Origin of the sequence: Butyrivibrio sp. XPD2002, from assembly GCF_000423945.1 — a bacterium.
Classification (GTDB): Bacteria; Bacillota; Clostridia; order Lachnospirales; family Lachnospiraceae; genus Butyrivibrio.
The window spans coordinates 174128-188591 of sequence record NZ_AUIY01000005.1; the positions used below are offsets into that span (position 1 = coordinate 174128).

The following is a 14464-nucleotide window of genomic DNA, read 5'->3' on the forward strand; positions in this document are numbered from 1 at the left end:
GATTATTATTTAAACCTCTGCTTTAAACCTCTGCGCTTCGTCCGATAATCTGCACGTTGTGCACCTTAGGTGCCGACTGAAGCTTCCCGATCATATCTGCCATATCACTTGTTGTAGGCAAAACCTGTATGCCTACCGACAACGCTGCAACCCCGTTATAGGGTATGGCCTGATGCACCGTCAGTATATTGGCTCCGCAGCCTGAAATAATCCTAAGGACCTCAGACAACACACCAAGCTCATCATCCATCTGCAAATTCAGCGTCAGGGTCGTACCCTGCAGACTGTCGTGGAATTCGTAGATATCATCCTTATACTTGTAAAAAGAACTACGGCTGATTCCAAGGCGTTCTGAAGCTTCATTTACAGTTTTGCATTTACCGGTATCCAAAAGCTTTTTCGCTTCCAGAACCTTTAGCAAAACCTCCGGAACTGCCTGCTTTTTCAGCACGTAGTACGCTGTATCTTCCTTCATATTCTGTTTCCTGTTTTCGTCCCTGTAAGGACATTTGCGAATTTTGTTCTTGTATGGCGGACATTTGTGCGTCCATGAACGATATTATCACAGAACAGAATTTAACGCAAGCACTTTAACGTATTAAATTGAAAAAGTAGCGAAACAAAAGGAGATGTATTAAACATCTCCTTCAAAAACCGTTGTTGCAGGACCGGTCATGTAGACTACATTTTCTTCCCTGTCCCATTTACATTTTATCTCACCGCCTCTGACGTGAACTGTTATGTTGTCAGAGGTGTGGTCGTTAAGAACGCAGGCTACTACAGTGGCACAGCATCCTGTTCCACAGGCAAGAGTCTCTCCTGTTCCGCGCTCCCATACGCGCATATGCACATTTTCCCTGTCATCGATGGTTACAAATTCTGTGTTGATGCCCTTAGGGAAAAATGAGTGGTGTTCAAATCTTGGTCCTATCTTCTCAAGGTCAAGGGCATCAATATCAACGCCCCTGTTCAGGAAAACAACGGCATGTGGATTACCCATGGACACGCAGGTTACGGAATACTCTCTGTCCATAACCTTTATAGGATAATTTATCACCTGCTTTGCAGCCATAGCTCTCTCATCCGGAAGTGAAACCGGAATCTCGGCAGGTGTAAGTATAGGAGCACCCATATTCACTCTTACGCTCGTAACAATATCATCCTCAGTCTTGAGGTCAAGGATTCTCACTCTTCCTCCGCTGACTATGCGAAGCTTTTTCTTATCTGTAAGTCCCTTGTCATAAACGTACTTGGCAACGCAGCGAATTCCGTTACCGCACATCTCAGAGTATGAGCCATCTGCGTTGTACATCTCCATTTCGAAATCAGCCAGGTCATCCTCGAATTTATTTATGAAAATAACACCGTCTCCGCCAACGCCGAAATGCCTGTCGCTAAGCAGTCTTACAAGATCGGACTTATCCTCTTTTGCAATTTTTTCCTTGCTGCCATCGACATAAATATAGTCGTTGCCGCAGCCGTGCATTTTTGTAAAGTGCATATATAGATGTCTCCAATCGTCAGTAATATATTGTGATTATACTCGCAGATGTTTTTTCATGTCAAAAAGAAATGTGCAATTTTAAGCACCAAAATTAAAGGACCCCCGGAAATAAATCCGGGGATCCTGACCAAATGATTTTCTCGTTCAGAAAAAAGTTCTGTTTTAATCTGAGGTTCTGATACCTATTACAGAGCCCACATTGTTACCTGACTGGATTGTTCCATGGCATACAACATTGCCATTCTGGTCATATCCAAAGGTTATAACTGCAATGAAATCATCCTGGGTAAGTGTGCATACACCTGTCTCTTCGTTATAATTTGCCAGCTCATTTTCGCCCCAGTAAATGTTCTCACCGGTCTGCTTTTTGTTGCCGCCCTTATCCTGTACCATTTCAACCGTCATTGTATAACGGCCCTTGGCCTCTTCGAGAGTGGGGAACTTCTTCGCAGTTTCAGGTGCTGCAGGTGCCTCAGCCTCTGTGGTATCCTCCGGCTCTGCGGGTGCTTCCACATCTGCAGGCGCTTCAACATCTTCGGACGCTTCCGCAGGCGCAGACTCTTCTGTTTCTTCTATATCCTCTGTGGGTGCCGGAGCTGATCCGTTATCATACCTTACATCTGCAAGCATCTGGGGAATAAGTCTCTTTACAGTCTCAGATGCCAGATAAGGCTGCGTAAATCCAAAGTAATAGTAGTGACGGTCAATTATCGTCATGTAGCAGTAGAGGCACATGCTTGAAGGCATATCGTCATCCTTAAAGGAAGACTCACAGATAATACCCTCTGTATCGCCAATTTTTGTTCTCTCTTTTCTTACTACATACTTGGAATTCATGTTGTAGTAATTTTCAAAGTTATTGAGAATCTCCTCGTCACTTTTACCGTCATAAATTGAATTGGTCAGCTCCTCCTCATGGATCAGCATGAAAACAGGAATCTTTTCAGTAAAATAGTAGAACAGTGTATCATCGTCCGCATTTTTTATCATCTGAGACGAATCCTTATAGGTTAGATTTCCATAAGTATTCTCACTGTCTAATGCGGGGACATCGATCACGTAGTCCGGATAAGAAATTCTAAAGTCGTTATCCGCAGTCTCAAGTCTGTATGCACGCTCGTAAATATCACTCTGAATAAAATCTATTCTCGGAAGCTGAAGGGTGGTATTAATGCCGCAGTATTTTCCGAAAACTCTTATATTCTTCCCAACTGACTCCTGCACCAGAGACTTGTAATTGTCAGTTCCACCATCTCCGCAAAATACTGCCCAGTTTCCTTCATTTGTTTTTACAATAATTGAATTCGTATTAGTGTCATACTTAGTAGCTACGCCTTCGATCCAGATAGCCCTGCCGTTAAGGGATTCATCGGTTCCTGCTGTATATTTGGCATAATCTGCAGCCTTCTCGAAGCCGTCAGTGTACATTGCTTCTTTGTTTTCAGCTGCATTTACCGAAACAGGCAAAATTGAAACACTAAGTAGCAAACTCAAAATGCCTGCAAAAATTTTCTTCCTCATAAGATAACTCCTTCTTCACTGGTTAGGGAAAACTCGCTTTCCTGCTGGTTTTCCGGTTCCTGTGATGCCATTATAGCATTCAGGAAGGCAAAAAAAATGCGTGTTACAAAAATGTCACCGACATTTAAGTATCACGCATAGTTTTTTTATAGTCTTTTAATTTTTATCAGTTCATCCAGAGCACGGAGCTTGCATCTGAGGGCATTCTGAGGTCTCCTCTTGGTGAAACCGCAACTGATCCGACCTTCGGTCCGTCAGGGAGACAGCTCCTCTTAAACTGCTGAGCGAAAAATCTCCTGCAGAAGATATCAAGCCACTTATCGATGGTCTCATTATCATAAACCGGAGAATCATCTCCATCTTTAGTTCCAAAGGAGAGCCTTGCAATGCGGCGAATCTTCTCCTTGGGATATCCCCACCTAAGCATATAGTAGAGGAAGAAATCATGGAGCTCGTAAGGCCCCACAATAGACTCTGTCTCCTGGGATATCTTGCCATCTGTGGGCGGAAGAAGCTCAGGGCTGACAGGGGTATCCAGAACATCCAAAAGCACCTCTTTGGCTCCATCTACGCCAAGTGCATCCGCATAGTACTTTACAAGGTGTCTCACCAGGGTCTTGGGAACTCCGGCATTTACGCCGTACATGGACATGTGATCTCCGTTGTAAGTCGCCCATCCAAGAGCCAGCTCAGACAGATCGCCTGTTCCTATTACCATGCCATTCATCATGTTGGCGATATCCATAAGCACCTGGGTACGTTCTCTGGCCTGACAGTTTTCATAGGTCACATCATGCTTATCGGGATCCTGCCCAATATCCTCAAAGTGCTGCATCACAGACTTTTTGATATTTACTTCCTTAAGTGTTGCCCCAAGAGACTCTGCAAGTCTGCAGGCATTGTTATAGGTCCTGTCAGTTGTTCCAAAGCAGGGCATTGTCACGGCGATTATTCCGCTTCTGTCCAGTTTTAATGCATCAAAGGCTCTCACCACAACAAGAAGTGCCAGCGTGGAATCAAGGCCGCCGGAAACGCCGATTACCGCTGTTTTGCAGTTTGTATGCTCCAGACGCTTTTTAAGTCCCATTGCCTGAATAGAAAGAATCTGCTCACAGCGCTTTGCGCGCTCTGCTTCGTTTGAAGGAACAAAGGGCTTTCTCGGGAAAATTCTTGAAAGCTTTGTCTCATCAATAGAAAGATTCCCAGGTTCAATTTCCATTATTCCACAGTCTGAAGCATTTATTGTATTGAAGGTCGTCATCTTTCTTCGCTCATGACAGATCCTTGCAACATCTATCTCCGCGTAGGTGATACCGTTTTGGAAAAGTGGCTGCTCGGCAAGTACCGTGCCATTTTCTGCAATTATGTTATGACCTCCAAAAACAATATCCTGAGTGGATTCACCATCTCCGGCTGAAGCATAGATATATCCACATACAAGTCTTCCACTTGTCATCTTAACAAGATCCCTGCGATAGGTATCCTTTCCTACAAGGTCATTGGAAGCAGACAGATTAACGATAAGGGTTGCTCCTGACTCAGCCAGAAGAGTTCCCGGTGTATCAGGAACCCACAGATCCTCACAGAGCTCGCAGCCAACCTTAAGCCCCTTTACAGAGTCCTCTAAGTCAAGCATGATTTTGCCAAACTGCGCCCAGTATACGTCTACTCCATTCTCCGCTTCATCCGAATCGTGCTCATAGCATTCATCATCCTCATAGGAATAATGACAGGTTATTCCCCTAAGCTTAACCGTGTCATTTTCACCAAAATCTGCTCCACTGGCAAAATATCTCTGCTCGTAGAACTCACCGTGATTGGGAATATTATACTTTGGCACAATGCCTTGTATGACGCCGTCCTGAATTATAACCGCACAGTTATACAGCTTACCTCTATGCTCAATGGGCGAACCCACATAGGTGATCATATCCCTGCCTGCGCTGAAATCTATAATCTTCTGAAGTCCCTTGTATGCTCCCTCAAGCAGCGCATCCTGCAAAAACAGATCATTACAGGTATAGCCTGTCAGGCAAAGCTCAGGAAAGACCAGTATTTTTACTCCGTTTTCCCAAGCCTCCTTCATCTGCTTTATTATTCTGTCCGCATTATAGAGCGGATCTGCAACCTTTATTTTCGGTGTTGCCGCAGCAACCTTGATGAAACCATCCTTCATGCAATTCACGTATAATCCAATCATATGTGAAAAAATGATTGGATTACTCCTTTCTCCCGGATTCTCCGGGCTTCTCAAGAATTTTTATTTCAATTCATATCCTTGCCATGTTCCCTTGCAAGGACGTATATTCTCTCACTATCCTCAGTGGGCTCCTCGTGAGTATCAGCATCAATGGCCGTGATAAAGGTCATGCCCGCCTGCTCAACAAACGCCTTCATCTCATCCAGGGTATATCCCCTCTGAAGGTGTGTTTCGATTGACCTCTCGAAAAGCTCCTCAGAAGCATCGACTGAAGCCTTATCCGTTCCTGCACCTTTTTTCACAAAAAGAGTAAGATCATACTCGTTGATATTCGTATCAACATCGAAGAAATTCTCCCAGATAAAGCTGCAATCCTCTCTGTTCTCCGCTATCGTCACATTGCCGATAACATCCCTGTACTTATGCAGGGTATTAAAATCAAACAGAAAAAGTCCGCCGGGATAAAGATAATTATTTACCTTAGTAAAAGCCTTCCTTATCTGTTCGTCCTCGATAAGATAATTGATACTGTCACAGACGCTGACTATAGTGCCCGCGGTACAGAAAAGGTCCAGCTCGCACATATCCTGCTCAAGATACATGATGTCCAGCCCCGCTTTTTCCATCTTGCTTCTGGCAATCCCTAGCATATCACCGGAATTATCAATCCCGATCATATCAAAACCAAGCTTTGCCATCTCTTCTGTAAAGCTTCCGGTTCCGCAGCCTAGCTCCACCACAAGGTTCTTTTCCTGGAGCAGGAGCTCCTCTGTGTCCTCTACAGAATCTTCAGCATCCTCATATTCAGTTTCAGGCTCCTCTTCCCCTTTTGTGGTGGCAGCACCATTATTAGCATAAGGAGCAGAAATCCCATATCCCGAAATAAGACGCGATATATACGCCGCCCAGTCGTGATATGGGGTTTCATCCATAAACTCATCATATACTTTTGCAAAATCTGTATAGGCTTCCATAGTCATCTCCCAATGAAAATAACTTACTTCACACACATTTTATCAAAAAAAGAGCAGGCTTGCACTTTTAATGTACAAACCCGCTCTCTACAATTTTCATCTATCAGCCTGCGAAACCAAAAATCGCACCAACACCCAAGTAGCTGACTAGTCCTACGATTGTACCTGCAAGGGCAATTCCGCATACGACAGCGATAACGCTCTTCTTAAAGTCCATATCAAGGATTGAAGCAGCCAGTGTTCCTGTCCATGCGCCTGTTCCGGGAACCGGGATTCCAACAAACAGAAGGAGTGCCCAATAAACACCTTTTCCGGCCTTCTCCTGAAGCTTCATTCCGCCCTTCTCACCCTTGTTAAGACAAAAGCTGAAGAAACGACCGATAACCGGCTTATCCTTACCCCACTCAAGGATTCTTCTTGCAAAGAAGAAAATGAAGGGCATAGGAATCATATTACCGATTGCGATAATAATATATCCCAAAAGCAAGTTAAAGCCTGTAGCTGTATGTGCAAATCCATGGGCAGCGGGTACAGCGCCTCTGAGTTCAACCATAGGAACCATGGAAAGAATAAATACAAAAATATACTGACCAATAAGTGACGTTTTAAACAAAGTAAGCATAAAAACAGCCTTTCTTACAATCCGTTCACCGGGCAAATCATCAGATGCTGGTGAACATATAAAACATTCCAGTACACGATTGTATCAAAAGGCTGTTAATCCTACAAGTATAATTGTTTTTTCGTATAATAATTTACGTCAAAACTCATTTTTTCAATTGTCCGCTTTACGCAAGATACTCCTTTAAAAATGCGATAAGCTTATCCATTTCCTCATCAGTTCCGATGGTTATCCTTAGGTAATCGGCGATTCTATCAGCGCTCCAGTGTCTCACATAAATACCCTTTTCCTTAAGCGCAAGGAAAAGCTCTTCTCCGGAGACTCTTTCATGCTTTGCGAAGATAAAGTTCGCCTTGGAATCAGGGAATGTAAATCCAAGCCCGGAAAGCTCCTTCTTCACACGCTCTCTGGTGGCAACGATTTTTGCACAGGTGTCCTTGAAATACTTATCATCTTCTATTGCAGCAACTCCCAGCTCAAGTGAAGGTCTGTTCATTGTATATGAATTGAAGGAAAACTTCGCATCCTGCATATACTTAATAAGCTTTTTGGAGCCGAAGGCATACCCAATTCTCATTCCTGCCATTGCTCTGGACTTGGAGAAGGTCTGTACCACCAGAACATTTTCATATTTCTCTATGAGAGGAAGCGCACTTTCTCCGCCAAAATCTATATATGCTTCATCTATGATAACCACAGAATTCCTGTTGTGCTGAATTAACTTTTCAAGTTCAGACACAGGCTCAGATATTCCCACAGGGGCATTGGGATTTGCAATTATCACTCCGCCATTTGGCTGATTCTCCTCATAATAGTCCTCAAAATTGATCTTGAAATCATCGTTTAAAGGAATCTTTTTATAAGGCACCTTGTACAGCTCTGCCCATACATCATAGAAGGAATAGGTTATATCCGGGAAAAGCAGGGGCTTATCGGAATTGAAAAAAGTAAGATAAGCCATTGAAAGTACATCGTCTGAACCCACACCTACAAAAATCTGGTCCTTTGGCACATTGTAATAATCTGAAAGTGCATCCACCAGAACGGAAGCCTCCGGATCAGGATAAAGTCTCATATCCTCATATTTGATGTTATCCAAAAGCTTTCTTACTCCCGGTGCCGGCGGATAGGGGCACTCGTTTGTATTTAATTTGATTATGTTTTTATCCTTAGGCTGCTCTCCCGGAACATAGGGAGTTACCTTTCTTACTATTTTTTCCCAGCTCATATCTGCTCTCCGTTAAATGAAGAAATATCTCATCTTTTATAAATATAAAGAAATATTTCCAAATAATTAAAGGTTGCTTTTTAACACTTTACCATGTTATCACACTAAAGTGTTTTAAAGCAACCCTTTTTTCTGACATCTTAATACACAGCCTGTACATCGGTTATTTCATCATTCTCTATCCTGTAGCTCCATACAGAATGTCCGGGAACTCTGTGCTCCGTAAGATAATAGGTTCCATCTACCTGCGTAACATTGTAAGGAGTTCCTCCTCCCACAAAGTACGTACTGTAGATTTCTTCATAGTCACCGCTCATTAGCCGCTTCAGGTTCCTGGTCCTTATCATGGTAGCCGCGTCCTGATTTCCACTGATATCCGTAGATACAGTTATATAAAAATAGCCGCCGTCACGATACAGCGCCACCATGCCTGCCATTTGGTCAGGCACCTCGATCTTTTCCTTAATTTCCAAGGTGTTCTTGTCGCATATGAGAATACCTGAAGGCTTTCCGTCAGCACCTATTCCGGAAACAAAATATATCTCGTCGCCATTTAAATAAAAGGACCTGATATATGTCCCGTCAAGAGGACTTGTCTCCCCTCCTCCGGCTTTCCTGACCTCTGTCAGATACATATCAGTAGAGCCCTCCTCATGCCTGAAGATATACATCTCCCCGGTAGTTGAGCTCCACACATAGAAAGCCTTATCCTCTTCGTCGTACACCGTATAGTGAGGTCTTTTCCCTATATTATTAAAAAGCTGAGTATTAACATAGGCTCCGTCTCTGTTCTCAAAGACCAGAACCCTGTTATTCTCCGTATCATCCACCATAATAACGCTGCCGTCTCCCGCCATGGTGTGGGGCTGCTTGGCAGCCTTTGTTAGAACCTTCCATTCGTTAATGGGCGCGGTCATATCCTCGTTATAAATAATCTGATCATGGTAGCAGTCCACAATGAACCACATCCCGTCTATCCTGGTCACATAGGTGGGAACACTAAGCGAAAACTCTGTATTAGCTTCGCCGCTTACAGCACCATCCGTAACCTTCTCGGATTCACTAATATATCCGCTATCAGCCTTCCATGCCACTTTTTCTTCCGAAGACTGAAGCTGCGCCATAGGCTCTTTATTATCGGCATTTCTGCCGCAGCCTATGGCGCTTATACTCATAATTATTCCTATTAAAATCGCAGTAAATCTACGCATTTTCTACTATGTCAGTACCTTTTACAATATTGTCTGCTGCTGTTCTCCGGAGGGAACCTGCCACTTATTGGCTTCATTTTCATAATCAGCTGCCAGCTCCAGATTGCCTAGCTCGCGATAGCACTCAGCTATCTTGTGAAGCGCCATGTCTCCGCTCCTGTGTACATCAAGAATCGGCGAAGTCTCATAGGCCGCATTGTAATACCACACAATGGCCTCATCAAGATCCCCTTTGTTCCTATAATGATTACCCAGCTCATAGCACATCTCACTGGACGGAATCGTGGTGAGATCCTTAAGGGAATATTTAAGAATCTCATCTGTTTTCCCATCTATAACTGCTATATGCGCAAGCACACAGGCAGCTTCCTTAATCTGATCAAGATCTCTTCCGGTATCCACAATTGAGCTCTCAAAGAACTCCTTAGCAAGCATGAAATCCTCTTCCGTTCCAACCATGAAAAGCTCTCTGGCATACATGTTGTGGAGACGTTTACTGATATACTCGCCCTCTCTAATGGCACGTCTGAAGGCCGATAAATCTCTCTCGCCATGATCCTCAGTGGGATTGTGTTGAATCTCAACCTCACTGTTGCACACCGTGGAATCAAGCTTGATCATCTCATGGATTGGATCATGCCATACATACTTACGAATTCTTCTGAAAAGCTTGGGCCTGAGTTCACGGTCGAAATTATAAACCGTGTTGTGGCTTAGCTGATTGCAGTAATACATCTGAACCACATCGATATCAAGCTCATCTATATCCTTCTTGAGCTGCTTAAAGCGCTCGCGATTTTCCTCATCTATTGTCTCATCCGCATCTGCAGAATAGATAAAATCGCAGGTCGCCTGCTCAAATGAATAGTTTCTGGCATCAGAAAAGCTTCCCGTCCACTCAAACTCAAAAACCTTCGCTCCATAGGACTTGGCAATCTCCATAGTTCTATCGGTTGAGCCTGTGTCGACAATTATCATCTCGTCCACCAGATCCTTTATACAATCAAGACAGGTGCCGAGTTTTTCCTCTTCATTCTTAACGATCATGCATAAGCTTATTGTAATCATAGAGCGCCCCTCACTAAATCTTTGCTAAACTACAATTATCATCCTATCTGCACTATTTTCTCGAAATATCGACAATTATATACTTATATCTTATTGAATATTACCTTCATCGTCAATAGAAATGCCTGCGGACATCTGCCTCATATGGTTCAGAACCGCGGCCTTTCTTTCGCCTGTAGCCTCGGATACCGTACATCCACTCTGAATGGCAGGTATAAACTGAAGCTTCACCTGTCCATCCTTATAAATATTGGCTCTAAGCAGTCCTGTTTCCAGTTCCTTTGAATTAAAGAGGAAGTTACCAAGACTGTACACAACCGGAACGCCGTTAATGTAGCCAATCTTCTGTAAAATATGAGGATGGGCACCGACAATCAGGTCAGCTCCTGCCTCGACCATCTCCGGTCCCTGCTTTTCCTGCCACCAGTCAATTTCTTCCTTATTTTCAGTTCCCCAGTGGACACATACGATAACGAAAGCACCTGTAGCCTTCGCCTCTTTAATCCTGCTGACGAGCTTTGTTATATCAAGACACCTGAAAACTCCGGGTGAACTGTCTGTAGCCCCTTTAGTATCAGGATTATCAATTCTTTCAATCTCTGTCGCTGAGATAATGGCTATCTTAATGCCGTTATCCGCAATGTAATATACAGGATGTGATGCCTCCTCAAGGTTAGCACCTGCACCTATCCTTGCAACTCCTACGCTGTCAATTGTTGAAAGCGTATCCAAAAGTGCGGTCTGTCCATAGTCATACGCATGATTGTTGGCAAGTGTAGCAACATCAACTCCCATCTGATTAAGAAGCTCTGCGGAGGAAGGATCAGCCCTGAAAGTAAAGGTCTTTCCTTCAGTAGGACTTCCACCGTATGAATAGGGGAACTCGTTGTTTACCACCATGATATCCGCGCTTCGCATATATGAAAGGAGACTTCCACCTATCACACCTTCAATACCACCGCCGTTCTGGCGAATCCTGTTCATGATCGCATAATTAGGATCAAAGAGAATATCTCCCGCAAAGGCCATCGATACATAATCCTGATTAGCCGGAGTTAATGCATGCTCCCAATTGGCATCAGTGATCTCTACCTCTACTTTATCCTGATTCTGGTCCGAAGCTCCTGCTTCCTGTCCCTCTGCCTGTTCCTGATCTGATATTCCCTGTCCGTTTTCACCATTCTGCTTATCAGCAAGAGCCAGGTCTGTGTTTTCACCATCATTGGCAGCTTCTATATCATTATTATCCAGCTTCGTAGCTCCCGGAAGTCTTGAATCGCCTTTAACTTCCGCTATATCGGATGATTTCTCCTCTTCACCACCGATCTTCTCAGCCAAAGGAACCCTCAAATCCGCTTGTATTTCCGTTACATCATCAGCAGCCTCAATCCGGGATGTCGACTTTGCCGCCATTGTAAATAAAACCACAGCCCCCACTGTAATAGTCAGTAAAAATGCGCATACTGAAGCTACCACCGCAGTGTTTACCCCGGAAAAGAAGCCCCCTTTTTCATTTATCTCATCATCATACAAATCTTTTTTCATAATATACCACAGGAACAACTATATCCCTGCAAACTCCCACTTTTAGAATACCACATATTGTTAAAAACGTAAAAAAAATGGCTACTGCACATAGTGCAATAGCCATTCAAAGCTCACATTATATTGATATTCTCAATCGTAAATCAATACTTGTTAGCAACAACCTTGACACCAGGTCCCATTGTTGTAGCAAGTGATACACTCTTAAGGTACTGGCCCTTAACAGTTGCAGGCTTAGCCTTTACGATAGCATCCATAAGAGCTGTGAAGTTCTGCTCGAGCTGCTCCTCTGAGAAAGATGCCTTTCCGATAGGGCAGTGGATGATGTTAGCCTTGTCAAGACGGTACTCAATCTTACCAGCCTTGATATCGTTGATAGCCTTAGTAACGTCCATTGTTACTGTACCAGCCTTCGGGTTAGGCATAAGACCCTTAGGTCCGAGAACCTTACCAAGACGTCCTACAACACCCATCATATCAGGTGTAGCAACTACAACGTCAAAGTCAAGCCAACCTTCGTTCTGGATCTTGGGAATGAGCTCCTCGCCACCTACGTGGTCAGCTCCGGCAGCCTGTGCCTCGTCAAGCTTTGTTCCCTTTGCAAATACAAGAACCTTTACGCTCTTACCTGTTCCGTGCGGAAGAACAACCGCACCACGGATCTGCTGATCCGCATGACGACCGTCGCAGCTTGTACGAATGTGTACTTCAACAGTCTCATCAAATTTTGCAGTAGCAGACTTCTTTACTAAAGAGATTGCTTCTGCAGCTTCATACTGCTGTGCTCTGTCGATGAGCTTAGCAGCTTCAACATACTTCTTTCCGTGTTTCATCTCTTAGTCCTCCATCAGTCTTCTACTACAACACCCATGCTGCGTGCAGTACCAGCGATCATGCTCATAGCACCTTCGATGTCAACTGCATTCAGGTCAGGCATCTTTGTCTCTGCGATCTCGCGGATCTTATCCTTAGAAATTGTTGCAACCTTGTTCTTGTTCGGAACACCAGAAGCCTTCTGGATGTTGCATGCCTTCTTAATAAGAACTGCTGCAGGCGGAGTCTTTGTGATGAATGTGAAACTTCTGTCTGCATAAACTGTGATGACAACAGGAATGATGACATCACCCTTGTCAGCTGTCTTAGCGTTGAACTGCTTTGTGAATTCAACGATGTTTACACCATGCTGACCAAGTGCCGGTCCAACCGGGGGTGCTGGTGTTGCTTTACCAGCCTGGATCTGTAACTTAATGTATCCTTCGACTTTCTTTGCCATAATGGCACCTCCTAGAAATAATGTGGTCAGGCGCATTCCGAGTGTATAAATCACTCATCTGCCCAGACAAGGCAAATGTTATACACAAATGCTCCCACTCCAGTTCCCATGAATTGAAATATCTTAATTTCAACCCATCTATATATAGTAGATAAATCTACGATATACCAATCTTTAGCTTGTTACCTTACGAACTTCTGTGAATCCAATCTCAACAGGTGTCTCTCTACCAAACAGATTAACATTGATAGTAGCACTCTGCTTACCGAAGTCCATACGCTGAACGATACCAACTGTACCATTCCAAACGCCGGCAACAACTGCAATCTCATCGCCTACACCGAAATCAACAGACATGTTCTCAGTCTTGATTCCAAGAGGCTTAATCTCAGCATCTGACAGCGGTACCGGCTTACTTCCCGGTCCTACAAATCCTGTAACACCTCTGGTGTTGCGGACAACATACCATGTCTCATCGTTCATATCCATATTTACAAGGACATAACCTGGAAACATCTTGCGGCTGACAGTCTTACGCGCACCATTCTTCATTTCTACAACGTCCTGAAGCGGTACACGAACCTCAAAAATCTGGTTCTCCAGATGACGATTCTCAATCGTCTTCTCAAGGTTGGCCTTAACCTTCATCTCATAGCCTGAATATGTATGTACAACATACCAGTGAGCGTTCTGGTGAGCAGGAGTCTCTGAAGATTCAACGGTTGCATCAATAGACTCGCTAACAGCGCTGTCTTCATTAACAGCTTCTGCAGCCTGTGCATTCTCCTCTTCAGCAGAGCCCAAAGTCAGATCGAGTTCATTTTCATTCTGCATCTCTTCTGCCATAATACTCCTTTATCAAATCTTGGTTATAAAGTTAATAAGATAACCAAAAGCATAGTCAAACACAGCTATAAGAGCACCAATAATAACGGAAATGATAACAACAGCAGTGGTCTGCTTTGTAATATCTTCTCTGGTAGGCCACATAATCTTATTAAACTCAGCCTTTACACCTTTAATAAAGGAAGATACTTTGCTCTCCTGTGCATTTTTAGTAGCAGTATTTTCGCTCATATCACCTAAACTCCCTTCAACTCATGGACTTTTTCCATGTTACAGTGGAATTACTTTGTCTCCTTGTGAGGTGTGTGCTTCTTGCAGAAAGGACAGTACTTCTTGATTTCAATTCTGTCAGGATGAGTCTTCTTATCCTTTGTTGTGTCATAGTTACGGTTTTTGCACTCTGTGCAAGCAAGTGTGATTCTTGTACGCATTGTTCATTCCTCCGTGCGTTGTTCTATCAATTTTACCACCT

15 protein-coding genes are annotated in these 14464 nt (G+C 43.8%); all 15 read right to left on the reverse strand.

The window, feature by feature from the left end; genetic code table 11:
• Positions 1 to 22: 22 nt before the first annotated feature.
• Positions 23 to 475 (reverse strand): ACT domain-containing protein, encoded by a 453-nt coding sequence (locus G587_RS0104865; protein ID WP_026491328.1) that lies wholly within the window; start codon positions 473 to 475, stop codon positions 23 to 25.
• Positions 476 to 634: 159 nt separating this feature from the next.
• Positions 635 to 1501 carry a diaminopimelate epimerase gene (gene dapF / locus G587_RS0104870; RefSeq protein ID WP_026491329.1) on the reverse strand — a complete coding sequence of 289 codons (867 nt, stop codon included), beginning with the start codon at positions 1499 to 1501 and terminating at the stop codon, positions 635 to 637.
• Between the two features lie 165 nt (positions 1502 to 1666).
• A complete protein-coding gene (locus G587_RS0104875; protein ID WP_026491330.1) occupies positions 1667 to 3025 on the reverse strand; it encodes a hypothetical protein in 1359 nt (452 codons plus the stop codon).
• Positions 3026 to 3191: 166 nt separating this feature from the next.
• Positions 3192 to 5201 carry an NAD(+) synthase gene (locus G587_RS0104880; RefSeq protein ID WP_026491331.1) on the reverse strand — a complete coding sequence of 670 codons (2010 nt, stop codon included), beginning with the start codon at positions 5199 to 5201 and terminating at the stop codon, positions 3192 to 3194.
• Between the two features lie 89 nt (positions 5202 to 5290).
• Positions 5291 to 6199: a class I SAM-dependent DNA methyltransferase gene (locus G587_RS0104885; protein WP_026491332.1), complete on the reverse strand. Its 909-nt coding sequence runs from the start codon at positions 6197 to 6199 to the stop codon at positions 5291 to 5293.
• Positions 6200 to 6302: 103 nt separating this feature from the next.
• On the reverse strand, positions 6303 to 6761 hold the full coding sequence (locus G587_RS0104890) for a COG2426 family protein (protein WP_051200761.1): 459 nt from the start codon (positions 6759 to 6761) through the stop codon (positions 6303 to 6305).
• Positions 6762 to 6987: 226 nt separating this feature from the next.
• Positions 6988 to 8049 carry a histidinol-phosphate transaminase gene (gene hisC, locus G587_RS0104895; protein ID WP_026491334.1) on the reverse strand — a complete coding sequence of 354 codons (1062 nt, stop codon included), beginning with the start codon at positions 8047 to 8049 and terminating at the stop codon, positions 6988 to 6990.
• 140 nt (positions 8050 to 8189) lie between these two features.
• On the reverse strand, positions 8190 to 9260 hold the full coding sequence (locus G587_RS21445; RefSeq protein ID WP_196812512.1) for a hypothetical protein: 1071 nt from the start codon (positions 9258 to 9260) through the stop codon (positions 8190 to 8192).
• Positions 9261 to 9281: 21 nt separating this feature from the next.
• A complete protein-coding gene (locus G587_RS0104905; RefSeq protein ID WP_026491335.1) occupies positions 9282 to 10328 on the reverse strand; it encodes a glycosyltransferase in 1047 nt (348 codons plus the stop codon).
• Positions 10329 to 10418: 90 nt separating this feature from the next.
• A complete protein-coding gene (locus tag G587_RS21450; protein ID WP_051200748.1) occupies positions 10419 to 11873 on the reverse strand; it encodes a CapA family protein in 1455 nt (484 codons plus the stop codon).
• Between the two features lie 143 nt (positions 11874 to 12016).
• Positions 12017 to 12706 carry a 50S ribosomal protein L1 gene (rplA, locus tag G587_RS0104915; RefSeq protein ID WP_026491336.1) on the reverse strand — a complete coding sequence of 230 codons (690 nt, stop codon included), beginning with the start codon at positions 12704 to 12706 and terminating at the stop codon, positions 12017 to 12019.
• A gap of 14 nt (positions 12707 to 12720) precedes the next feature.
• Complete coding sequence (gene rplK / locus G587_RS0104920) at positions 12721 to 13146, reverse strand: 50S ribosomal protein L11 (protein ID WP_022760831.1); 426 nt, start codon at positions 13144 to 13146, stop codon at positions 12721 to 12723.
• Between the two features lie 174 nt (positions 13147 to 13320).
• Positions 13321 to 13878 (reverse strand): transcription termination/antitermination protein NusG, encoded by a 558-nt coding sequence (gene nusG / locus G587_RS0104925; RefSeq protein WP_256379302.1) that lies wholly within the window; start codon positions 13876 to 13878, stop codon positions 13321 to 13323.
• Positions 13879 to 14004: 126 nt separating this feature from the next.
• The gene (gene secE / locus G587_RS0104930) at positions 14005 to 14223 is read right to left on the reverse strand and encodes a preprotein translocase subunit SecE (protein ID WP_026491338.1); all 219 of its coding nucleotides are present in this window, start codon (positions 14221 to 14223) and stop codon (positions 14005 to 14007) included.
• 50 nt (positions 14224 to 14273) lie between these two features.
• Positions 14274 to 14423, reverse strand: coding sequence for a 50S ribosomal protein L33 (gene rpmG / locus G587_RS0104935; RefSeq protein WP_026491339.1), 150 nt, complete (start codon positions 14421 to 14423; stop codon positions 14274 to 14276).
• Positions 14424 to 14464: the final 41 nt, after the last annotated feature.

Excerpts from the sequence above, each read along its gene's own strand:
- hisC (WP_026491334.1), bottom strand. The coding sequence starts at position 8,049 with ATGAGCTGGGAAAAAATAGTAAGAAAGGTAACTCCCTATGTTCCGGGA.
- rplA (WP_026491336.1), bottom strand. The coding sequence starts at position 12,706 with ATGAAACACGGAAAGAAGTATGTTGAAGCTGCTAAGCTCATCGACAGA.
- dapF (WP_026491329.1), bottom strand. The coding sequence starts at position 1,501 with ATGCACTTTACAAAAATGCACGGCTGCGGCAACGACTATATTTATGTC.
- G587_RS0104875 (WP_026491330.1), bottom strand. The coding sequence starts at position 3,025 with ATGAGGAAGAAAATTTTTGCAGGCATTTTGAGTTTGCTACTTAGTGTT.
- G587_RS0104890 (WP_051200761.1), bottom strand. The coding sequence starts at position 6,761 with ATGGTTCCTATGGTTGAACTCAGAGGCGCTGTACCCGCTGCCCATGGA.
- secE (WP_026491338.1), bottom strand. The coding sequence starts at position 14,223 with ATGAGCGAAAATACTGCTACTAAAAATGCACAGGAGAGCAAAGTATCT.
- rplK (WP_022760831.1), bottom strand. The coding sequence starts at position 13,146 with ATGGCAAAGAAAGTCGAAGGATACATTAAGTTACAGATCCAGGCTGGT.
- G587_RS21445 (WP_196812512.1), bottom strand. The coding sequence starts at position 9,260 with ATGCGTAGATTTACTGCGATTTTAATAGGAATAATTATGAGTATAAGC.
- G587_RS0104865 (WP_026491328.1), bottom strand. The coding sequence starts at position 475 with ATGAAGGAAGATACAGCGTACTACGTGCTGAAAAAGCAGGCAGTTCCG.
- rpmG (WP_026491339.1), bottom strand. The coding sequence starts at position 14,423 with ATGCGTACAAGAATCACACTTGCTTGCACAGAGTGCAAAAACCGTAAC.
- G587_RS21450 (WP_051200748.1), bottom strand. The coding sequence starts at position 11,873 with ATGAAAAAAGATTTGTATGATGATGAGATAAATGAAAAAGGGGGCTTC.
- G587_RS0104880 (WP_026491331.1), bottom strand. The coding sequence starts at position 5,201 with ATGAAGGATGGTTTCATCAAGGTTGCTGCGGCAACACCGAAAATAAAG.
- G587_RS0104905 (WP_026491335.1), bottom strand. The coding sequence starts at position 10,328 with ATGATTACAATAAGCTTATGCATGATCGTTAAGAATGAAGAGGAAAAA.
- G587_RS0104885 (WP_026491332.1), bottom strand. The coding sequence starts at position 6,199 with ATGGAAGCCTATACAGATTTTGCAAAAGTATATGATGAGTTTATGGAT.